A 23,538-nucleotide genomic window follows, 5' to 3' on the forward strand; every position below is an offset into this window, starting at 1 on the left:
GGTGGACTAATATAAAACAAAAACGCCCTGAATAATCAGGGCGCCTCTCCAAAAATATATTGGTGAAATATTGTTAGATACGGAAGTGAGAGAATGCCTTGTTGGCTTCTGCCATACGATGTGTATCTTCTTTCTTTTTGAAAGCTGCACCTTCACCTTTGCTGGCTGCAACGATTTCGTTTGCCAGTTTGTCGGCCATGGTACGACCATTTCTTTCACGGCTGTAGCGGATTAACCATTTCATGCTCAGGGAAATTTTACGGTCAGGACGAACTTCCGTTGGAATCTGGAAAGTAGCACCACCAATACGGCGGCTGCGCACTTCTACTCCAGGAGTTACATTATTTAAGGCTTTTTTCCATACTTCATAGCCATCTTCACCGGTAATCTTGCTCACCTTGTCAACGGCAGTATAGAAAATATTGATAGCGGCACTTTTTTTACCGTCCCACATCAGGTTGTTCACGAAACGTGTAACCAACTTGTCGTTAAAACGACCATCGGGGGCTAACGGTAATTTTTTGGCTTGTGCTTTACGCATTTTACTCTTGCATTAAAGTTTTTCAAATTCTGTTTATCAAGGCAGGTCTATATAACCATACCCGTTTTAAGAAATGGAAGACTATTTTTTAGGCTTCTCTTTCTTGGTACCGTACTTAGAACGGCTTTGTTTACGGTCTTTTACGCCGGCAGTATCAAGGCTACCACGAACAATATGGTAACGAACACCTGGTAAGTCTTTAACACGACCACCACGGATCAGTACGATAGAGTGTTCCTGCAGGTTGTGACCTTCACCAGGGATGTAGGCAATAACTTCTACCTTATTAGTCAAACGTACTTTTGCTACTTTACGTAAAGCCGAGTTTGGCTTTTTAGGGGTAGTAGTGTAAACCCTTGTACAAACACCACGACGCTGAGGACATGCGTCCAAAGCTCTGGATTTGCTCTTCGCCCTGATAATTTCACGGCCTTTTCTTACTAACTGCTGTATTGTAGGCATTCTAAACCATTTATTTTTGGGACGGCAAAGGTAACAGCACTCACAACAAATTCCAAAAAAATATCAGAAAAGTATGTGGATTTCTTTTCGAAATTTTACACTGCTACACTTTTTATCCACGTTGTTGAACAAGTCAAAAGTACAAATACCAGCGGAAATGGCACTGATATTTGTACTTGCTTCTATCTAATCAATTAATAATGAATAACTTTCACTTCCGTGCGGCGGTTTAATGCACGTCCATCCGGATTATCCTTACCATTAGGCAGTGTATTCGGCGCTATCGGGCAGCATTTACCATATCCTTTATAACGTAACCTGCTCATCTCTATACCCACCCGCTGCAGATACTCCACGCATGATTTTGCGCGGGCATCACTCAGCTTCAGATTATATTTAACAGCACCTTTCCCATCAGTGTGTGAACTCATTTCCAGTTCCATGTTCGGGAAACGACGCATTACAGAAGCAAGGGTATCTAAAACCGGATACGACTCCGGCCGCAACGTCGCTTTATCAAAATCATAATAAATGTCCTTCAACACCACTGCCTGCCCCACAGGAAACGGCTTGGCTGTATCCTCATGATTCATACACAGGTCAGGATTCACCAGCGTATCCGGTGCACCTTCCGAGCCAGGTTTGAAGAAGTGAAGCGATCGGGGCAGATAATACTTTTTCTCTCCTACCAACTTCAACGGTTGATATTCCTCCATCTCAAAGCTATATGCTCCGGTAGCATCTATATCTTGTGTATAAATTACCTTGTTACGCAGTGTATCCACCACACTGATGGTTGCGCCAGCCATAGGTTCCCGGGTAGCACAATCCACCACCTTTCCGGTGATAACCATATTTTTACGCTTTACCCCAAACATCTCCAGACAACATACCGAACTCCGGTCAGAACTGAAATTCGCATCTGCCAGCAGAAATTTCTTACCGCGGCTGGAGAAATAAATATCATCCTTGGTAGAATTCAGTGGGTGCCCCATATTCTTTACAGAATCCCAAACGGCAAAGTTTCCTTTAGAGCTGTACAGATCAAATCCTCCCATACCCACCCTGCCATTGCTGGCAAAAACCAGGGTGGTAGAAACGTTATGATAGAAAGGTGCCTGCTCATCCCCTTCGGTATTAATCATGGTTCCCATATTTGCTGCTGAACCGGGCTGGCCCGAAGCAGGGTCCAGCAAAGAATACCAGAGGTCGTATTTACCAACCCCTCCAGGCCGGTCAGAGGAAAAAATCAGGTATTTACCGTCTGTAGTTACATAAGGCTGTATTGAACTATACCCGTCAGTGTTTACGTTCAATCCAAGCTTCACAGGAGCAGACCAGTTAGAACCGGATTTCTCGCTCATAAACAAACTACCACGGTTTTTTCCTTCCACCAATTGCCAGCGGGTAAGATACATCCGGCGGCCATCCGAAGTAAAAGCGGCAGCGCCCTGTTGCATTTCACCGTTTACCTCCACATTCACCTTTATCGGTTTGGAATAGCCGGAATCCTGCAATGTAGTCTGATATACATTGTTGAAGTATGGATTGGTACCTTTCGTTCGTATAATAGCTGCACTATCGCCCCTGGAAGAAGTGAATACCATGGTTTTGTTATCCAGCCAGGCCGGAGCGTAAGTTGCGCCTCCCTGATTAATAAAACCATCCAGGCGGCTTACCAACACGCTTCGTTTGTCTTCCGCCAGCTGTCCTTGAATAAACCGGCAATTCGCAAGTTCTTTACGGGCACTTTTTGAATACTCATCTTCTGAAGTGTGCTCCAGTAAAAAACGGGAAAACTGATTTTCAGCATCCGTGTATTTCGTATTGGCGCGCAGTGTTACACCATACCAGTAGCGGGCGAGCGGGTAAGCAATGGAATCAAAGTTTGTACTCATCGCATACCACTTTTCCGCATTATTAAAATCAAAATACATCCGGTACGATTCAGCCAAACGATAAACCACCTGTTCATAATTACTCACCTGCTTTTTCATATGCCTGGTGGCAATTGTAACCATATATGGCAGATAGTCATCCGCATTGACATTACCCTTTGCAACAGATCTTTTGGTGGTCAGAAAACGGTCGTAATATTGAGCAGCAGAATAATAATCCCCCTTCTCAAAATACATATCGGCCGTTCTCTTCAGGTCGTACAGATTATACTGGGCTGAGGCCATATGGCTGCACAGCAGCAGGGCAACTATATAACAGCTTCCCCTAAATAACAGAATATATAAATATTTCATACTTGTAGTTTAACCAAGGGTTTCCGGTAATAAAGAATTAATCAGTCAACCATCTATAAAACCTAGAGGCGCGGGCAAATAAAGGCCTCACCAGGTAATGCACGGCTTCTCCTGCCTGTGAAAGACAGAGAAATCTCGAACGCATTACTACTGCGCGACAGGTTTTTCAGATGAGATACGTTGGTATCATAACTAAGTCCCAGTACCATGTGCTCGTAATGAAAACCCACAAAAGGCGTAATAGCATCTTCAAAACGATAATTACCCCCAATCAGAAAATCAGCAAATGTGCTGGCCTTTATCTGGGCATAAGCACCTACCATTTTTTCATTTGAGGTACCCTGTTTCATATACAGGGCATTGGGCGTAATAGTTATCATGTCAGATAGCACAAAGCGCACACCGCCATGCACCACATAACGTACAGGCAACGTCTCTTTCTGGCCATATACAAAGGGATCTTCCGGCCTAGTCAGGTGAAAAGCAGAGACTCCTATAAAGGTGTTGAGCGACTTGGACGGATCTGCGTCGTAGTATAAAACGCCCGCACCCGCATCAAACTCAGCCTTGGAATTACGGGTCATCAATTCCGTAGTAGGCGCATTAGGATCATAACCGGTAGTAGGATTCCATTGGTCTGCATACTGAAATTTAGAAGGGTCAAACCTCCGGTTCATGATGCCCGCCTGCAGGCCCACTGCCAGACGCTGGTGCCCCTGGGCACCGAATTTGATACCCGTATAAGCCGCCGAAACATATCCTGTGAAAAAGTTATAGCCTGCATTGCCTGCCGTCTGGTTCATCAGATTTATTCCCAGATTCAGATTTTTATTAGTTACAAACTCCGCAGCAGCGCCAATAGTGGCAAACGGATCAGCAATATTATTCCACTGTGTACGATAGTTCGCTCCCACCCGGTAATCCCCGTCAATGGCTCCGGTCATAGCAGGGTTCAGCCACATCGGATAAGAATAATACTGAGAGAAGTGGGGGTCCACCTGTGCTTTTAAACAGGTGGTCCCAATCAACGTACTGCAAAGCAGCAGTATTTTATTAAGATTTTTCATTTCAGATTAAGTTTACGTTTAACGAATCAGGTTTACAGTACCCTTTCTGTTCACAATGGTGCCGTCCAGCAGTCTGATTTTGAAGATGTATACATATACACCCACAGGCTGCAGGGTTCCACCCATTCTTCCATCCCATCCCTGCGAATCGGCAGCATGATAAATCATCTCACCCCACTGACTGAATATCCATATCTCCTGAGATGCGATATTATTACCCAGCGCCATGAATCTCTCGTTCTTGCCATCTGCATTAGGAGTAAACACATTCGGAATAAACACGCTGTTACCCAGCGGGTTGGTAGCTGTTCCGGTTGCCCTTGCAGAGAGCGGACTGGTCTGGCAGCTTTGCGAGCCTGCTGCCCTTACCTGTATACCCACTGTCTGGTTAGGCTGTAAACCGGAAATGGTATGTGACAAACCGTTAGATCCGTTAGGTGCAATAAATGTGGTTCCGTCAAGCGACACCTGATAGCCGGTAGCGCCTGTTACTGCATTCCATTTGAAGGTTACTGTAGAAATGGTTACAGAGTCTACTGTTACAACCGGAGCATCCAGTGGTCTTAACACCGTAATAGAAGCTTCACCTCTGCTACTGCTGCTACATCCGCCTGCATTGGCAACAGATACATAGAACGTGGTATCGGCTGTAAGCGCCCCTGTAGCAAACGGATTACCTGTAAACAGAATTGTTGTACTACCTGCACCTGCATACCAGTTGTATACTGCACCAGGCACAGAAGAAGACGCAGTAAGCGTTACCATACTACCCGGACATACCGATGGTGAGTTGTTAGTGATTACCGGAGCCGCAGGAGCTGCGGTTACTACCACATCAGCCGATGCGCGGGAAGCACTGGAACAACCTGATTCATTCACCGCTGCTACATAGTATACAGCATTGGCGGTGATATTAGTAAGCGCATAGTTGGCTCCGCTAAACAGTATCGTTCCACCTGTTGCAACACTATACCAGTTATAGGTATAGCCTGAAACAGGGTTCTGAACGCTCAGCGTACCTGCACCACCAGAACATACCGTTACACTACTGGCTGCCAAAGTTGGTGCCGCAGGTGAAGGATTAACGGTTACCGCTGCCGTTGTACGTGATGTGCTTACACAACCACTATTCACCGCAGCTTCCACATAGAAAGATGTATTGGTAGTAAGCGGATTGGTAACATAAGAAGTTCCGGTAAACAACAGGTTTCCACCAGATGGCACATCAAACCATCTGTATGTATAAGCCGCATCCGGATTCTGAATAGTTAATGTCGCCTGTCCATCTGCACAGATGGTTCTGCCGCTGGCAGCTACCACAGGAGCCGACGGTCTTGCCACCACGGTTACGTTCACCTGTGTGCGTGTAGCACTGGTACAGGTACTGTTACCTGCCTCCACATAATAAGTAGCATTAGCAGCAAGCACAGGCGTGGTAAACGAAGAGCCAGTCGCCAGCAGCATTCCGCCACTGCCCGCAGTATACCATCTGTAAGAAAGACCAGTCTGCGCATTCTGTACAGAAAGTGTAGTGCTCTGGTTCAGACAGGCAGTAGTACCCGCCGCATCTACCAATGGTGGTTGTAATACCGTACTCACCGTTGCAGTAGCGGCTGTTCTTGTATCACTTACGCATCCGCCACCGTTGGCAGAAGCTTCTACATAATAGCTCGTACTGGCAGTAAGGGGTTGCGTAGTAAATGTACTGCCGTTAAATACCAGGTTTCCACCCGTAGCAGCATCATACCACAGGTATGAAATTCCTGTTTGTGGAGCCTGCACAGCAAAAGTTACAGTACCACCTGTACAGGTAGTTCCGTTGTTATTAACCAATACCGGAGTTGCAGGTTTCGTATTCACAGTTACCGGAACGGCAGTACGGGTAGCACCTGAACAACCGGCTGTACTTACTGCTTCCACATAATAAGTGGCATTAGCAGTAAGTTGTGCTGTCACATAAGTATTCCCTTCAGACAGTGCAGTGCCTCCGTTGGCAACATTGTACCATCTGTAAACATATCCTGGCTGTGGAGTTTGCACTGTCAGGGTAGCCTGACTGCCGGAACAAACGCTTACTCCCGTTATTACAGGTGCAGATGGAGCCTGAGTTACAGTTACATCAACCGCAGCACGCGCCGTACCAGTACAGGTACCATTGGTTACTTCTACATAGTAAGTAGCGCTGGCAGTAAGCTGCGGTGTAGTATAGCTGGAGCCGGTGGTCAGCAACGTTCCGCCGCTTTGTGCCGTATACCAGTTATAGGTTAAACCGGCTGCTGCATTGGTTACTGTTAAAACAGCAGAAGTTCCGGAACAGATAGGAGCCCCGTTTCCACTTACAACGGGTGTAGCAGGTCTTGCATTCACCACAACCGTGGTTTGGGTACGCGTGGTACTACCACAGGAGCCATTAGCAGCCTCTACATAATAGGTAACATTATTGGTTAAAGCAGGAGTAGTAACACTGGTACCACTGAACAACAGATTACCTGCTGTAGCGGCATCATACCAGGTATACGTAATACCTGCCTGCGGATTTTGAATAGCCAGTGTTGCGCTGTTACCCGCACACACAGCACCGTTGGCACTGGCCACTGCTGGTGCTGTTGGCCTGGTGGTTACTGTAATTACTACTGAAGCACGTGCAGTAGACGTACAACCTGTTCCAGATACCGCCTCCAGCGAGAAGCTGGCAGTAGCGGTTAACGGACCCGTTACATAAGTAATACCTGTATCAACCAGTGAGCCTGCACTATTGTACCAATTATACGTAACACCAGGCTGCGGTGTCTGTACCGACAGAGAGGCAGAAGCGCCGGAACAAATAGTAGTTCCTGCGGTTGCAATCACAGGTACAGATGGTATCGGATTAACAGTTACCGTAGCAGCAGCACGGGTAGTGCTGGTACATCCGGCGCTGTTAACCGCCTCTGCATAATAAGTCTTAGCCGATGTAAGCGCCGGTGTTACAAAGGTAACTCCTGTCGCCAATACATTACCGGCAGTTAATGAGTCATACCAGCGGTACGTAACACCGCTTGCTGCATTCTGAATCTGTAGTGTAGCAGCATTACCGGAACAAACAGATACATTACTGCTTGCCAGTACCGGTATAACAGGGCGGGCATTTACTGTAACCGTAACAGCCGTACGGTTGCTTCCTGCACAACCGGCTCCGCTAATAGCTTCTGCATAAAACACATCGCTTGCTGCAAGCGTACCTGTTACAAAAGTAATGCCTTCAAACAGGGCAGTACCTCCATTTGCAGTATCATACCAACGGTAGGTAAATCCAGCCTGCGGATTTTGAATCTGCAGGGTAGCAGAAGCACCTGCACAGATAGTGGGGTTATTGCTGGCAACCGCTGGTGGTGGCACAACAGGATTCACTACTACGGTAGCAGCTGTACGCGTACCGGAAGAACAACCTCCCGCACTCACCGCTTCAATATAGTAAGTTGTGGTAGTGGTTAACACCGGTGTGGGGAAGCTGGTTCCGCTGAACACAATACTTCCGCCACTGGCTACATTGTACCAGTTATAAGTAACACCTGCTTCGGGATTCAGTATCTGTAAGGTTACAGATCCCGAGCAGATAGATACAGTATCATTGGTAGCCACAATACCTCTTGGCATTGGCACCGCACTTACAAAAATAACAGAAGTATCTCTGCCACTGGCAATACAGCTGGCAGTTGTATCTACCGCTTCTACAGCATAGAAAGTAGAAGCACTAAGCGCAGGTGTTACAAAACTGCTGCCTGTACCGGCTAAAGCACCGGTGCTGCTATACCAGTTATAGGTAATACCTGTTTGTATATTATTTACAGACAGCGTAGCCGTTCTGCCTGCACAAATACGTACCGTATCGGCAACTACCGGCGTAGCAGGTCTTGCATTCACCAGCACAGTTACCTGGGTACGGTTAATATTGGCACAGGAATCAGCGCTGTTACGCTTAGCCTGTACAAAGTAAATAGTGGTAGCTGTTAAAGCAGGCGTGGTAAACAAACCACCTCTGCCTACAGCCGTACCGCCCGAAGCCGTAGTAAACCATTCAATCACTGCATTAGAAGAAGCAGTAGCCGTAAGCGAAGCAGTGTTGCCGCTGCAGATAGATACAGAAGCAGTATTCACTACCGGTGGTGCTACCACCCGCGTTGCATAGTACACATTCAGCGTATTCAGCGCAGATACCAACCCACCGTTCAATCTTACCTGAATGCCATCAAAAGCGGCCTCTGGAGCAAAACGTACCAGAAACTTACCTGGTGCACCTAAGCCCAGTAACTGAACCTTAATTAAGCCATTATTCAGCGATTTGGTGTCGTTATTAGAAGTAGCACCATTATAAGAAGTAACCTGTATAGCACTCAGTATATCTGCTGTCAGCAATGAAGCAGGACCTTCCATGGCAATAGTAATAGTATCACCTGGTGTGCTCACACTTGGAAAGCGCAACGTTTGCTCTACATAGCCGCCCAGCAGAGAAACAGGCATATTAAAGGTAGAGAAAGTAGTGGTATCGGTATCTACCGCACCACCACCGGTTGCTACACCGCAACCCACACATATTCCGTTGGCTGCATTTGTTTCAGCAGTAACCGCATCACATGCCAGATTTACACCCGGATTCACCGTAATAGTTACCGGTGTTCTTGCACTGGTACAGCCCAGGCTACCCAGAGAAGCAGCTACATAATACGTGGTAGTAGCAGATAAAGCAGGGGTAGTATATACATTACCGGTAAACAGAGAAGCACCACCGGTAGCCTGCAGATACCAGTTAAAGGTAGCACCTGCCGTAGTGGAAGAAGCTGTTATTACAGCATTTCCCCCCGCCGTAACCGTTGCACTAACCGGATTAACCGTAACAGATGGTGCAGCCGGTGCCTGACTTACTGTTACCCGCACCGCTGTACGTGTACTTACGCAACTGCCACTGGCAGCTTCTACATAATAAGTGGAGTCTGCAGTAATAGCAGGGCTGGTATAGCTTACACCCGTAGCTACCGCCGTTCCGCCGGTAGCAGTTCTGTACCAGTTATAGGTAAATCCACTCTGTGGGTTCTGCACCTGAAGCACTGCTGATGTACCGGAGCATGTAGCCACAGTATCAGCTGCCACAACCGGTGGTTGTAATGCAGTATTTACTGCTACCCTTACCGCAGTACGTGCCGCACTTACACAGCCGCCCGCAGTGGTAGCACCAACATAGAAAACAGAATCACGTGTTAACGCCGGAGTTACAAAGCTGTTACCGGCAGCAATAGCTGTTCCACCGGTAGCAACAGCATACCAGTTATAGGTAACACCAGCCTGCGGTGTTTGCACAGCCAATGTAGCAGTGGTACCTGAACAGATAGTTACTAATGTATCTGTTACAACAGGAGCGCCCGGTGCAGGCAGTACATTTACTACCACAGGTTTTCTTGTTCCTGCAGCACATCCTGTATTGCTTACACTTTCTGCATAGTAGATTGCTGTATCACTTAATACCGGTGTCTGGTAGGTAGCACCTATGAATAATGGCGTACCGCCGGTAGCAGCATCATACCATTTGAAAGTAGTATTTGCCGGTGCAGAAGCAGTTAGCGTTGCCTGCTGACCTGCACAAATAGCAATCGTATCAGCATTGGTTACCGGACGCGGTTTCACACGTTGGGCATATTGTACATGTAAAGCACTGATCAGCGTAGCCAGACCAGAATTTACACGAAGCTCCACACGGTCATAAGGCTGTGCAGGTACAAATTTGAGGATACCTGCAGTATCGCCAGACAGTAACTGCAGACGGAGCAGCCCGTTGTTTCCAACAGCAGCTCTGTCATTATTGAAAGTAGTTCCGTTATAAGAAGCAGCCTGTATGCCAGACAATAGTCCTACATCAGCCACGCCAACCGGGAATACAACATGGATAGCAGCTGTATCACCCGCATCTGCCGTGAATGGGAATATCAGGGTTTGCTGTACAGAAGCACCTGCCAGCCCTGCAATTACATGCAGTCGTGAAGCAGTAACCGCATCCGCATCTACCGCCAGTGCGGCAGAATCAACAGAACATCCTATACAGATACCATTTACGGCTGTAGTTTGTGAGGTAGCCACGTCACAGGGAACAGGTATACCTGATCCTGTAACTACCGTAACAGGTACTACTAAGCGGGTAGCCAGGCTACACTGCGTAGCACCGCCTGCTCCCAGATAATAGGTAGTGGAGGCGGTTAAGGCTGGCGTTACAAAAGTGGGGCCCGTAAACAACGGTGTGCCACCATTAGCTGTGGGATACCAGTTAAAGGCTGTATTAGCAGTAGAAGAAGATGCTACAAAAGTAGCAGTCTGTCCGCTGCCTATAGTAGCAGAAGGTGGTGTTACAGCAACATCAGCCGGCGGTGTATTTACCGTTACTACCGCAGCGGTACGGCCTACGCTGGCACAGCCATTGTTTACAGCCTCTGCATAATAAGTCGTAGTAGCGGTTAATGCCGGGGTTACCAGGGTATCACCGGTGTAAATAGCAGTACCACCACTGCTGGCAGTATACCATTTAAACAGTCTGCCGGCAGGCGCCGTAGCGTACAGTTTAGTAGAATCACCTGCACAAATGCTAACCGCATTGGTGTTCAGCGTTGGGTTATCCGGAATATCATTGGGTATAATATTCACAGCCGTACGGTTGGTATTTACACAACCATAGCGCGATGCTTCAATATAATAAGTAGTAGCTGTGGTTACCGGTGGCGTTGTATAGGTTGAACCCGTAAATACAGGAGTACCACCAGCCGCAGTAGTATACCAGTTTAGCGTAGCATTTACCGGCACTGCCACAGTAAGCACTGCAGAAGCACCACTACATACATTTACAATATTCTGACTGGATGAGAAAACAGCTGCATCATATACATATAAGTTGCTCAACACATTCGCAGCACCATTCACTCTCACCAGTACACCGTTGAAGTTGTTGTTAGCCGCAAACTTCAACCGGAACTTACTGCCGCCCAGGCCCAGTAGTTGAGCCTTTACCAAACCGGAGTTGGCAATAACAGGGCTGCCATTGCCGGTATTATTGGTATAAGTTTCAAACTCAATACCACTTAACACCTGAGCTCCCAATACCTGAGAGGGCACCTCCAGGTCTACCTGAATGCTATCACCTGCACTGAAATTAGCAGGAAAACGCAATAGCTGACCAACGGTAGCCGCCACACCCAGCGCAGCAGTAATGGAAGAATGGGTAGTGGAATCTGCATCTACTGCCAGTAACGGATTGGTTACGCTACAACCTACACAAATCAAACCTGAGTTAACAGGGCTGGCTTGCGCACTGGCATGTACCAGTAAAGATTGTGGAGCAAGCCGTGGGGTAGCGGCAAAAGTTTGAGCAGAGTAGACTCTTAATTGACTCAACGCGTTTACACCCGCAAGGGTTATACCTATACCATCAAAAGAGTTTTTGGCCGGTACGGTAATCTTAAACCGGTTAGAGCCGCCGGTGCCCAGTAATTGCAAGCTGGCTACAGCACTATCCAGAAATATCAGATCACCATTCGGGTTGTTCCCACTATAGGTTTGTAAAGCAATACCACCCAGTAAGGTAGCGCCTACCAGCTGCCCTGGTACTTCCAGCACTACGCTAATGCTGTCACCGGCATAACCGGTATTGCCAAATTTCAGCAGCTGGCCAAAGCCACCCACGCCTATAGTAGTTGTTATTACAGAATAATTATTCAGATCATTATCAACAGCATTGTTACCATTGGTTACGCCACACAGTACGCAGACAGACTGACTTACTGTTTGCTGCGTTGTAGCAAAGCCACACACAACATCATTGATAACATTTACGGTAGCTACTGCACGCACAGGGCTTGCACAACCTTTATCGCTCACTGCTTCTACATAGTAGTTGGTGCTCGCATTCAATGTTCCTGTGGTAAAAGTATTACCGGTAGCTACAGCCGTTCCTCCGGTAGCACTTGTATACCAGTTATAAGTATATCCATCTATCGGATCATTTATATAGAAAGTAGCAGTTCCTCCGGGATTAATATTACGCACCGCTGTATCCAGCTGTGGTGTTACCGGGGTCTGGTTTACAACTACAGACACCTGTGTACGGGTGGGGCTGGTACAACCGGTTCCGTTTACACCCTCTACAAAATAATTGGTGTTGGCCGCCAGCTGCGGAGTAGTAAACGTAACTCCCGTAAATACCAGGTTGCCACCCACAGAAGTATCATACCAGTTATATACCACACCCGCTTCCGGATTTTGTATGGTAAACGAGGTAGTGTTGCCTGAACAGATTTCCCGCACCAGTGGTGTAGGCGTGGCAGCCAGTGGAATTTTACTTACAGGAACCAGTACAGCAGTTCTTCCTCCCGTGTTGCCACAGGCACCGTTGGCAGCTGACACATAAAAAGTAGTACTGTCTGTTAATACCGGAGTAATAAAACTTACACCGGAATCCAGGGCATTGCCGCCCGTAGCAGTAGTATACCAGCGATATGTAACACCCGCCTGTGGATTGGTTACCGCAAACGTGGCAGTTTTACCCGTACAGATTGCCTGTACAGCAGGCACCACAGGATCAGCCGGTATAGCAACAACCGTAACCGTTACCGGTACACGCTCACTCTCATAAGTACAGCCAATTTTGGCGGCAGCAACATAATATTTAGTAGTGGTTGTTAACCCCGAGGGTGTAAAAGCCGCACCTGATGAAGTAGTAAATAACGGTGTGTTTGTAGTGGAATCTGCATACCAACGCAGTTCATTACCCGAAGAAGTAGTTGCGTTCAGCGATACGTTTCCACCGGCACAGATAGTGTAATTCTGAGATTGTGCTCCGGTAAATGTAGGACGCCCCGCAGTACGAATGGCACCAAACAAACGAATGCTTTGTGTAAGATTTGCATTTAGAAGAGAACTGAAGGTAATCCGGATACGGTTCACCTCCTGGCCAGGACGTATCACAAAAGTGGTAGCCTGGCCGGAATTCAGTAAGCCTAAAAGGTCAAGACTTAACAGCGAACTCAATGGCTGTGAAGAAACCTGTGTAGCACCATTGAAAGTAGTTACAGTAATGTTATTAGCCAACCCTACATTTAGTAATGCAGGTGAGGACTGTAATTTCACATGAAACTCGTCATTCGCTCTCGAAAGGTTTTCAAAATAAATGTCCTGGCTGATAGAACCTGCTACAGCCAGTGCCCCCAGACCCAGCTGGGAATAATTTGTGGTATCAGAGTCAATGGCATTCTGCGGATTAGTAACACCCGCTCCACCCAGATTTAAAGCATCCAGGTTTAAACCGGTGCCATCATAGGAAGTAGCAAAGCCCTGTACACAGGGATCAGAACTGGTAGAAGAATTGTAAAAAGCATAATACACTTTGGTATTGTTGGAGGTACCCAGCAACACCGAATTGGTCTGGTCTTTAATATAGACCCGGTCGTAAGCAGCTCCAGGCGTAAGCGCCAGGTAAAAATAACCGTTCACATCCTGAACAAGCCGCAGGTTGTTGGTAGAAAACGGAGTGGTACTGGTTCCGCTGAGTACAGCAGTAGTTCCATTACGCGCTTCCACCGTAAAATAGTGATTGCCAAGCACTACCGTGCCCAGCACATTTGCCAGCAGGTTACCCAGGCTACCGCCCAGTAACGCTTTCAGCAAATCAGGATCCGAATTAATGCGTACATAGGTGGTTACACCCGCTGCAAGTGTGGTTGGGAACTTTAGTTCCAGCTGGCCTGAATAACTTCCCAGACCAACGGCGACGCCGCCGTAAGAGTTGAGTTGGGCAAAAGTAGTTTCCGAACTACTGATAGCATTGGCAGGGTTGGTAACATGGTCTACAGCTGCGTTATTGCCAATCGTTACCTGATTGGCATATACCCGTTGGGCACTCACCCTGTTCACAAAAAGTGAACAGACCAACAGAAGGGTCGCAGCGATAGTTTTTAAGTAAGCCTCCAATCGCCCGGTGTAAAGGTTCATCATATTCCGTGAATTAATATTTCCTTAAGTACGAATAGTCTGTTCATTCACGTTATAGCTTATGAACAGCCTGTGGCATTCAGATAATATTGGATCAACAAACAAGAGGCTTTATTCAGACAGTTTTGTACTGAACAAGTCCTTTACAGGCATATTGGATTACTAACCGGATGGATTTTCATTTATCCGCAGCGTCTATGTCCTGCATAGCGCCCGCAGAATAAGCAGAGATTGGATTTCAGGATACAGTCAGATTTCATAGTCCAGGGTCAATTCCTCAAAAACAGTTGCAATCGTATGAAATCTGTAACAAATGTAAAATCATAGATAGATTAAAAATATTCATTATATTCCTAGAGACATTTTTGTTCAGGCTTTTATTAATTTCTAATTCTGTTCATTTTGTTCAGAACTATATTTATATTCACTAAACGATTTTCTTTGCGTGAACAAATAACCAGAGAATAACCAAAGATCCAATTCAAGCCTAGGGAAGACCTTAATTGCATGAGGACATTCATAGAAGATGAAGTTATTAACTCATTAGTAAATAAGGTTTTAGCACGGTTTGGCAAGAAGAGCATCAGCCCTGCTGAATGCAAAACACTTTCTAACGATATTCTTGCTCAAACTGGCAAAACAGTTAGTGAAACCACCCTGAAGCGCCTTCTGGGCTTTGCCAGAAGAAGCTTTGACTTTTCTATCTATACTCTCGACACCCTCGCGGAGTACCTTGGTTTCCCTAACTGGGAAGTTTTTTACAAAACCAATATTCCTTCAGTGGCCGCTGTGGCACCGGAAGACGACTCCAATCGCTGGGAGCATCTGAAGAATACCAGTTCCAAGTACTCGAAGTACACGCTTCAGGCTATTAAAAATGCTTCAGGCATTCCGTTTGCAGAAACGCTCCCCCGCGAGGAACTGACTTCCTTTATTAAAAAGTTTCTGCTTACCAGCCAGTCTATCGCCCCTATAGTAGCGCCCGCCGGTTTTGGTAAATCTATTGGTCTTGCCCAAACTGCCTTAAAGCTATGGTTAGGCAATAACCCTGCGTTTCCCAACGACATATGCTGTTTTATTAATATACAGCAGGCGCAGACAGTTGCTTTGCAAAAACATCCCATTTCTGAATGGTTCAGTAAAGATCTTAATCTGCTGCATGAAGAAATATCAGCACTGGAAGAGATAAAAAGGAAAGAAGATAAGCTTATTATTATTATAGAAGGCTTTGATGAGCGTACTTTTTCTGCCGATAAGCTGAAATCTATCTATGCCAATATCATCGAATTCATTAATTATAACAGCGCCAGCAGCTGGATTAAGGTTATCCTGGCCATGCGTCCCTCCACCTGGAGTAAACTGGTTCATGCTTATTTCAGCCCCAGCTTTTTCCATTCGCGCGTTTTTATAGATAATTCCTATCCGTACGAGAATGTAATACACCATACCCTTCCGCTTTCACCGGGCGAAATCCGGAAAATATTGGAATCGCATCAGGCGGCCCGGCAAGTAACGGACAGTTTTTCCGGCAATCTGCTGGAGTTGCTCTCCTACCCCCGGTATCTGGATATCATGTTAACCATGATGCCCGATAAATCTATGCGTCCCAAAACAGAGGAAGCACTCATTTACAGAATTATAGATACCAATACCCGTCATAATTTCCAGTTTGATTCTCATGCCGCCGTTAAGTCTAAAATCATTGATAAGATAGTATCCGCTACTGTGGATGGCAATAAGGAACAGACTGCAAACGACTGGATGCTGATTAAAGACGCACTTTCTTCCTCCGCTTACAGCCAACTGATAGACGATTTTTTTATAGCCGAAGAAAGTCAATACTCAAACGCATTGCCCCAGCCGCGTAACATCAGCTTCCACAATAAATACGTTGAACACTATTTTATCAGCTGGAGCCTGATGAAAAAAAACAACCTCACCATTAGCACAGAGCTTATTGATAAAGTTTACACAAACCCACACCTACAGGATATTAAACAAAGTATCATTAAATGGTACCTGCTCCATGGCTTTTTTATGAATAACATACAGGCATTGGAAGATATCTTTAAATCCAAACACATCAACGATAAAGATCGCCTTCAGTTTTTCGAGTTTCTGGTAGAGTTGTCTGATGGTACACACGATCAGAATAAACTTATTGAAACACTGCTCATTAACAATGATTTTGTAGATACCTTCTTTAAAAAAGGACTGTTATACGAGCACATAGGCTCGCCCAATACCAAACTGTTGCTGGTGTTATTCAACATGTCTAAACAAATTACCTGGAAGCACTGTGCTCTTACACAACTGTTCCTCAACTCCATACTGCATCTGAAGGCTTACCGTGCAGAAGCCTACCTGCGCGAATACCGGCAAATTTCACGTAAGCTGGATTCGCCACAGGTAAAGTTTTCGCAACAGATGATGGAGATTATGCTCGACTATGCACGCTATGAAATTAAAAATGATCAGTTGCCCGGTGTATTAAACGCGCTGGCAGAAAGTGCGGGAGAGCAACTGGAAGAAAACAGCTGCCATACCTATCTGAATATGATACTGGCTATATATAGTATGCTGTATATGGATGCTTATAAAGAACTCTATCATTTCACTTTACAGGTACAGGCGAAGCTATCGCACGATGATGAAAATACCAGCTACCTGCGCAATCTGCTGCAATGCGCACATACCTATGCAGCAGTAATGTACAAGCCTGAAATGGAAGTACCCAATAAGCAGATAGAATACATGATATTCAACGCTGCCGACCTGCCGGAGTCTGAAATACTGAACAAAATACTAATGTATCTGGTAGGCGCGCGCTACTACGAAACCAAAAAGGAAATGAATGCCTGCGTATCTTACGCGTCCAAAGCGTCCGGCATGGCAACAGACCATCAGTTGCAGCTGTTCAGTCTGCTTTCTTATAAAATATTAAAGCATGCCTATATACTATCTAACCAGAAAGAACGTGCCGAAGTAGCAGAGGTAAATATGCAACGGCTGCTGGTTACTGAAGTACAGGAGCAGTTCTTCAGTAATGAGTCGGTAGGCAACTTCAGGTTATAATGCCATAAAACCCCGGTGTGCGGAAAACACACCGGGGTTTATTGTCCAAAGTTCGTATTGTTACAGGCCTGCTATTTCTTAATAGCAGAAAGCCTGTACAGTTTAGCGCCATGCGGGGCAACAAAAAAGCCGGATCAAACAGAATGATCCGGCTTTTTCTATATCCTCCACCGCTGTTAAATCTTAAACAGCCAGTTGTGTTTGTCTTCCTGTTTGCCTTCGCGGATAGCAGTTAACGTAGCTTTTACTTCAGGTGCTACTTTCATAGCATCCACGTCAAAGCTCATTACATAGTCTTTGTATTTCAGCTCTCTTATAGGGGCAATTACCGCCGCAGTACCGGTACCGAATATTTCAGATACTTTACCTGCTTTGTGTGCCTCAATCAGTTCGTCAATGCTGATTCTTCTTTCTTCCACTTTGTGGCCGGCTTCTTTCAGCAGGGTTACTACCGTAGCACGGGTAACACCTTCCAGAATAGTGCCTTCTTCCAGTGATGGCGTAACAGCCACACCGTCAATTACAAAAAACACGTTCATCATACCTACTTCCTGTAACCACTTGTGCTCAAAAGCATCGGTCCACAGCACTTGGTCGTAACCTTGTTTTTTGGCTTCGGTAGCAGCAATCATACTGCCGCCGTAGTTACCGGCGTTTTTAGAAAAACCTACACCGCCCGGAGCAGCACGGGTAAACTTCTCTTCTACCGCAATCTTCATAGGCTGCGCGTAGTAAGGACCACCAGGACTTAATATAATAATGAACTTATAGGTTTCTGCAGGTCTTACACCCAGCATAGGGTCCGTAGAAATCATAAACGGACGGATATACATAGAGTGCTCCTTAATAGCAGGAATCCAGTCAGCCTCCAGCTCAATCAGCTGTCGCATACCTTCAATAAAAATTTCTTCAGGCACCTCAGGCATATTCATGCGGGCCGCTGATTTATTAAAACGTTTGAAGTTATCGTACGGGCGAAAGATAAACGGTGCACCATCATCACCTTTATAAGCCTTAATGCCTTCAAAAATAGCCTGTCCGTAATGCAATACAGAAGTAGAAGGGTCCAGCTCCAGCGGCTGGTAAGGTTTAATTTCCACTGTTTTCCACTCGCCATCTGCATATTCTGCTACCAGCATGTGGTCTGTAAAATATTTCCCAAACGGTATACCTTCCAGGTTCAGGTCCTGCAGCTTACTTTTTGCAGTCCTTGTAACCTGTATTTCCAAAGCATCTATCATAACACTATTTTTGTTGCAAATAAACGAATTTCCGGAAAACTAACACCCGTTAACAAATAGAATATGTCAGGTTTGCAGTTTCAGATACCACCTTCTTTGTTGGCAGGTATGTACAAAGATACACTTATAGGCAGTAACGAACCAGCCGCACCGTTGGAAAAAAACGCTGCTGCCCCCGCCCAGGCCGCAAATACACCTGTCCAGGGGCCAGTTGCTCCCCCGCAGGCAGCTAATACTGTGGCCGAACCGGCAGGCAGCTATGCACCTGCAGCCAATACCGCACCACAGCCCCCCGTTGCCCCCATCCAGGCGCCGCGACCCGCCGTTGCCCTGCCAGATACGCCGCCGGAAAAATGGTTTCTGGGTGGTAACGCCAAAGGCATTGTGGTAATAGTGAATGATATGGAGAACGTATATCTGTCTGACGATGAATTACAACTACTTACAGGCATTTTAAACGCCTGTAAACTGAATATGCAGGATATAGCCGTGGTAAACTACGCACGTTACCCGTATCCTTTCAACCGGTTACAGCAGCTGATGCAGGTAAACAACTGTATTCTGTTTGAGGTATCGCTGCAGCAGGTTCAACTGCCGTTCAGCATCCCATACAACCAGGTACAGGCGTTTAACAACTGTACGTTTACCTACGCACCCTCGCTGCGTACCATGCTGGGTAGTACAGAAGAGGCCAAACTGAAGAAAAGTAAACTCTGGTTAAGTCTCAAAAAAATGTTCAATATATGAGTCAGGTAACACTGGTGTTTGCCACCAACAACCAGCACAAGGTAGAAGAGATCAGAAAAGTAACGGGAGATCGTTTTCACATCATTACCCTTAAAGAGGCAGGTATTGACATAGATATACCTGAACCACACGATACCATTGCCGCCAACGCCACAGAAAAATCAACTGTTATTCACCGCTTAACACAGCAGAACTGCTTTAGCGAAGATACCGGCCTGGAGGTAGACGCCCTTAATGGTGAACCTGGCGTTAAAAGCGCACGCTACGCCGGTGATGGCCGCAGTTCGCAGGATAATATTGATAAACTTATTGCCAACCTGGGCAGCAACCACACACGTACAGCGCGGTTCAGAACCGTTATTTCCCTGATATGGAACAACACGGAGCATCTGTTTGAAGGTGTGTGTGAAGGTCGTATTATAGAAGAACAGAAAGGGCTTTCCGGCTTTGGTTACGACCCCGTATTTGTTCCCGAAGGCGGTGATAAAACCTTTGCAGAAATGACGATGGAAGAAAAGAACACGTTCAGCCACCGCAGAAAAGCAACGGATCTGCTCATCGCTTTTTTACAACAGCAATAAACCATCAACGCCTGTTCCGCAGGGGCAGGCGCTTCTATACAACCTTTATGGACAGGATTAAATTACAATTACCCGAACAGTTTTCGTTTACCACCGAACTCAGCATCCGCATTACCGATCTTAACTATGGCGGCCATGTAGGCAACGATGTGTTTCTATCCCTGCTGCACGAAGCCCGCATGCAGTACCTGCACCACCACGGCTATACCGAGCTGAATATGGAAGGGGCAGGAATGATTATGGCAGATGTAGCCATTGAATACAAACAGGAATTAAGCTTTGGCAATACGGTGCGCATTTCCGTTGCTGCAGCCGGCTTTGATAAGCTGGGGTTTGATCTGTTTTATCTGATGGAACTGCTTACGCCCGATGGAACCAAAGTAGCTGCCAAAGCCAAAACAGGCATGATGTGTTATAATTATGCGGAAAAGAAGAAGATGTCTGTACCCGCAGCCGCCATCAGCAAACTCACCGGCGGGCAACAGGTAATTGCTTAGCAGATTACCTGTTCCATATTTTCCAGTTTTCTTCGGCCTGTATCAGCAGCATATCGTGACCATTCTTAATAGTGGCCCCCTGTGCCTGCCCACGCTCCAGAAACTGTGTTAATGGCGGGTTATACACCAGATCGTATAAGTAATGAGCGGAAGTAACCAGCTCATAAGGAATAGGTGGATACTCTTCTACTTTAGGATAAGTACCTAACGGCGTACAGTTAATAATAACCGGATGAGCAGCCATTACCTCCGGCGTCAGCTGCTCGTAGGTAAACCGGCCTTCTCCTGCTGTGCGCGATACAAAGCGGTAGTCTATGCCACGTTTACCCAATATATATTCCACCGCAGCAGCAGCACCGCCGGTACCCAGTATTAAAGCCTTTGTATGATGCGGCTGCAGTATAGGCGCAAAGGATTCTTCAAAGCCTATTACATCGGTGTTATAACCTGTCAACTTCCCATCTTTCACCCGTACGCAGTTGCAGGCACCCATGGCCTGCACCCCTTCGGAGCTATCCTGTAAAAAAGAAAGTATAGTTTTCTTATGCGGAATAGTAATACAGAAACCTTCCAGCGTGGTTTCCGTGCGCAGCACCTCAGCAAAATCTGCTATATCCGGCACGGAAAACAACTTGAATCCGGCATCTGTAATACCTTCTTTTCTGAATTTCTCCTGAAAATATCCCTGTGAAAAGGAATGCGTTAAAGGGTATCCTAAAATGCCGAAAGTTCTCATTATCGCTGTTGTGCAGTTAACTGATCAAGATATAAGTTGAAAGTATCGCCACGCAGGCCAACACGCATAGCTTCCAGTGCAATTACTTCGTGCGGGGCAATATTACCCAAGTTTACATTACAGCCCAGCAGTTCCAGAAAGTACAGCTGCTGCGACTTCTGCGGTGCTTCCCACAGAATTTTTTCACCCGGTATCTGTGTAAGAATTTCCTGAACCAGACCTTCCCTTACTTCGCCACTGCCTCTGTAAATACCTACGTTACCCGCTTCGCGTGCTTCGGCAATTACATAAGAAGCACCGGCTTCCAGTTCGGCACTCATCTGCTCAATCCATTTATAAGGAGGAATAATATGTGCAGCATCTTTACTACCCACTTCACTTAATACCGTAAAGTGTTTGGTCAGTTTTTCTATATAACCGCATTTTTCGGTATGCGGAATAGTAATAGAACCATCACTTACCTCTACATGCTGAATGTTATAGTCTTTACAGATACGGATATAATCTTCCAGCTGATTTCTGATCAGAAAAGCTTCGAATAAAGTACCGCCAAAGTAAATAGGTAAACCGTAAGACTGATAAACTTCAATTTTCTCCCTAAGATTAGGGGTAACATACGAAGTGCCGAATCCAAGCTTAATGACATCCACGTGCGGAAGAGCCACACTGAGGAAATTATGAACTTCATTAATGCTAAGCCCTTTGTCCATTACCATTGTAATTCCATCTATCCGAGGCTTTACGTTTCTTTCCGGCATCTGCGATAAAGAAAAATTCATCATAACATTCTTTGAAGGCTGCAAAAATAGGAAACGCGCCTCATATGAGGTACAATAGAAAATTGCTATATCTTAATTTCCTGTGAATGTTAAATTTTATGCCCCTTTTTATAACGCGCTATTAAATCAACCACCTGATTATTCTGCAATACTACCGGCGAAATATCCAGTAACTTCTTCACCAGCTTAGGCGCAAGGCTCATACCATGCTCTAATTGCAGCATGGCCTCTTTTGGCCTGCCTTCTGCAAACAGCGTAGCAGTGTAATAAAAATAAAACAACGGCTTTTCATCTGTTGCCTTTAAAGCAGCTACACACTGTTCAGAAGCCTCTTCGTAATAGCCGGCTTTAAACAGGCAGCGTATCAACGCCTCCCAGCCTGCTACATTGCGCGTTTTGTTGCGTATTACTATACCAAAGTACTGAATAGCCTCTTTGTATTTCTCCTGCGCCATTTTACACTGGCCCATAGCCAGGTTAAACTCAGGCACGTTTTTCTGAATCCGCATAGCGTTTTCCAGGTACTTAATGGCATGCTCCCATTGCTGCTCGGCAATATAGGTAGCCGCTATTTTGTAGTACAGTTTGCTATCGTCCGGGTTCATATGCGAAGCCTTGCGGTAATGCAGCCGCGCCTGTGCAAAATTGCCCAGCCGGTGGTAACAATGGCCTATGGCTTCGTAAATCACTTCCTCGGGCCTTGTCAGTTCCAGCACCTTCTCCAGCGATTCTATAGCCTCTTTGTATTTACGCAAACGGATATAGGCATCGCCCATATTCCGGTAAGCATAATCAAACTTTTCATCTATAACAACTGCATACTGGTAGGCATCAATAGCCTTCTCATATAGTTTCAGTCCCTGGTACGAAGCGGCCAGATTAAACCATGCCAACTCATTATAAGGCTGTTCATCTATAATTTTCAGATGCAGTTTTATGCTTTCTTCGTTGCGGCCGGTAAAGTCTGTCCAGAAACAGATTTTGTACAAAGCCTCTTCGTTGGCCGGGTCTTCTTCCAGAATCATTTTCAGGCAATCAAACACCTTATCAAACTCCTCATAGTCGTCATACACATCTGAAAGTTCAAACAGCAAATCCAGCCGCTCTTCACCGGTAAACATAGTCAGCGCCTCCTCCAGTAGCTGCACAGCTTTCTCCTGCTGGTCCAGCGCCAGGTAGGCATCGGTTTTCAGAATGTACAGGTTAATGTCGTTATGGTCAAACAACTCTGCCTGCTCTAAAACGTCCAGCGCCTCCCGGTATTTGCGGGTAGCCAGTAAAATGTCAGCCTTTTTAATCAGTAACTGAGAGGAGTAAGGAAAGTATTCCAGGCCGGTTTCCGCCGCCTCCAGAGCACCGGGAAGGTCGTCTTTATCGTCAAAATGGTCTATAATCCGCTCAAAAGCATCCTCTTCCAGAAAAGAATGACTGCGGCCATTTTTCAGGTTTTCGTACTGCTTCAACAATTCATCCAGTTCTTCTCTGTCTTCACTAAATGGGTTCTCTCTCATACGCCTACCGTTTCTGAAAAGTACTCGAATTAAGGCATTTTTCCAAT

Annotated in this window: 13 protein-coding genes; 4 read left to right on the top strand and 9 right to left on the bottom strand. The window is 46.1% G+C overall.

Going from position 1 to position 23,538, the window contains the following annotated elements; genetic code table 11:
• Positions 1-73: 73 nt before the first annotated feature.
• From rpsG to IEY13_RS24240, 5 genes are all read right to left on the bottom strand, one after another.
• Positions 74-541: a 30S ribosomal protein S7 gene (rpsG, locus tag IEY13_RS24220; protein WP_116737820.1), complete on the bottom strand. Its 468-nt coding sequence runs from the start codon at positions 539-541 to the stop codon at positions 74-76.
• Between the two features lie 81 nt (positions 542-622).
• Positions 623-1,003, bottom strand: coding sequence for a 30S ribosomal protein S12 (gene rpsL, locus IEY13_RS24225; RefSeq protein WP_076379475.1), 381 nt, complete (start codon positions 1,001-1,003; stop codon positions 623-625).
• Positions 1,004-1,197: 194 nt separating this feature from the next.
• On the bottom strand, positions 1,198-3,255 hold the full coding sequence (locus tag IEY13_RS24230) for an OmpA family protein (protein ID WP_188957208.1): 2,058 nt from the start codon (positions 3,253-3,255) through the stop codon (positions 1,198-1,200).
• A gap of 62 nt (positions 3,256-3,317) precedes the next feature.
• Complete coding sequence (locus tag IEY13_RS24235) at positions 3,318-4,322, bottom strand: PorP/SprF family type IX secretion system membrane protein (protein ID WP_188957210.1); 1,005 nt, start codon at positions 4,320-4,322, stop codon at positions 3,318-3,320.
• An 18-nt stretch (positions 4,323-4,340) separates the two neighbouring features.
• Positions 4,341-14,246 (bottom strand): Ig-like domain-containing protein, encoded by a 9,906-nt coding sequence (locus tag IEY13_RS24240; protein WP_188957212.1) that lies wholly within the window; start codon positions 14,244-14,246, stop codon positions 4,341-4,343.
• A 585-nt stretch (positions 14,247-14,831) separates the two neighbouring features.
• Between IEY13_RS24240 and IEY13_RS24245 the strand changes: the two genes are divergently transcribed.
• Positions 14,832-17,399: an NACHT domain-containing protein gene (locus tag IEY13_RS24245; RefSeq protein ID WP_188957214.1), complete on the top strand. Its 2,568-nt coding sequence runs from the start codon at positions 14,832-14,834 to the stop codon at positions 17,397-17,399.
• A 176-nt stretch (positions 17,400-17,575) separates the two neighbouring features.
• Here the strand turns inward: IEY13_RS24245 and IEY13_RS24250 are convergent, their stop codons facing one another.
• On the bottom strand, positions 17,576-18,640 hold the full coding sequence (locus tag IEY13_RS24250; protein ID WP_188957216.1) for a branched-chain amino acid aminotransferase: 1,065 nt from the start codon (positions 18,638-18,640) through the stop codon (positions 17,576-17,578).
• 63 nt (positions 18,641-18,703) lie between these two features.
• On the opposite strand from IEY13_RS24250, the gene IEY13_RS24255 reads away from it, so the two are divergent.
• The 3 genes from IEY13_RS24255 to IEY13_RS24265 are packed head-to-tail and all read left to right on the top strand — an operon-like array spanning position 18,704 to position 20,465.
• Positions 18,704-19,387 carry a hypothetical protein gene (locus IEY13_RS24255; RefSeq protein WP_188957218.1) on the top strand — a complete coding sequence of 228 codons (684 nt, stop codon included), beginning with the start codon at positions 18,704-18,706 and terminating at the stop codon, positions 19,385-19,387.
• Complete coding sequence (gene rdgB, locus IEY13_RS24260) at positions 19,384-19,968, top strand: RdgB/HAM1 family non-canonical purine NTP pyrophosphatase (RefSeq protein WP_188957220.1); 585 nt, start codon at positions 19,384-19,386, stop codon at positions 19,966-19,968. Before IEY13_RS24255 ends, rdgB begins: the two co-directional genes overlap by 4 nt.
• Positions 19,969-20,015: 47 nt before the next feature.
• Entirely contained in the window at positions 20,016-20,465 is a 450-nt protein-coding gene (locus IEY13_RS24265; protein WP_188957222.1) for an acyl-CoA thioesterase, read from the top strand.
• Positions 20,466-20,469: 4 nt separating this feature from the next.
• Here IEY13_RS24265 and IEY13_RS24270 read toward each other — a convergent pair whose 3' ends face one another.
• The 3 genes from IEY13_RS24270 to IEY13_RS24280 form a co-directional block, all read right to left on the bottom strand.
• A complete protein-coding gene (locus IEY13_RS24270; RefSeq protein ID WP_188957224.1) occupies positions 20,470-21,201 on the bottom strand; it encodes a shikimate dehydrogenase family protein in 732 nt (243 codons plus the stop codon).
• Complete coding sequence (locus tag IEY13_RS24275; protein WP_188957980.1) at positions 21,201-21,980, bottom strand: phosphosulfolactate synthase; 780 nt, start codon at positions 21,978-21,980, stop codon at positions 21,201-21,203. Before IEY13_RS24275 ends, IEY13_RS24270 begins: the two co-directional genes overlap by 1 nt.
• A gap of 89 nt (positions 21,981-22,069) precedes the next feature.
• On the bottom strand, positions 22,070-23,491 hold the full coding sequence (locus IEY13_RS24280; RefSeq protein ID WP_188957227.1) for a tetratricopeptide repeat protein: 1,422 nt from the start codon (positions 23,489-23,491) through the stop codon (positions 22,070-22,072).
• Positions 23,492-23,538: the final 47 nt, after the last annotated feature.

The sequence above is a fragment of the Filimonas zeae genome (assembly GCF_014641615.1).
GTDB lineage: Bacteria > Bacteroidota > Bacteroidia > Chitinophagales > Chitinophagaceae > Filimonas > Filimonas zeae.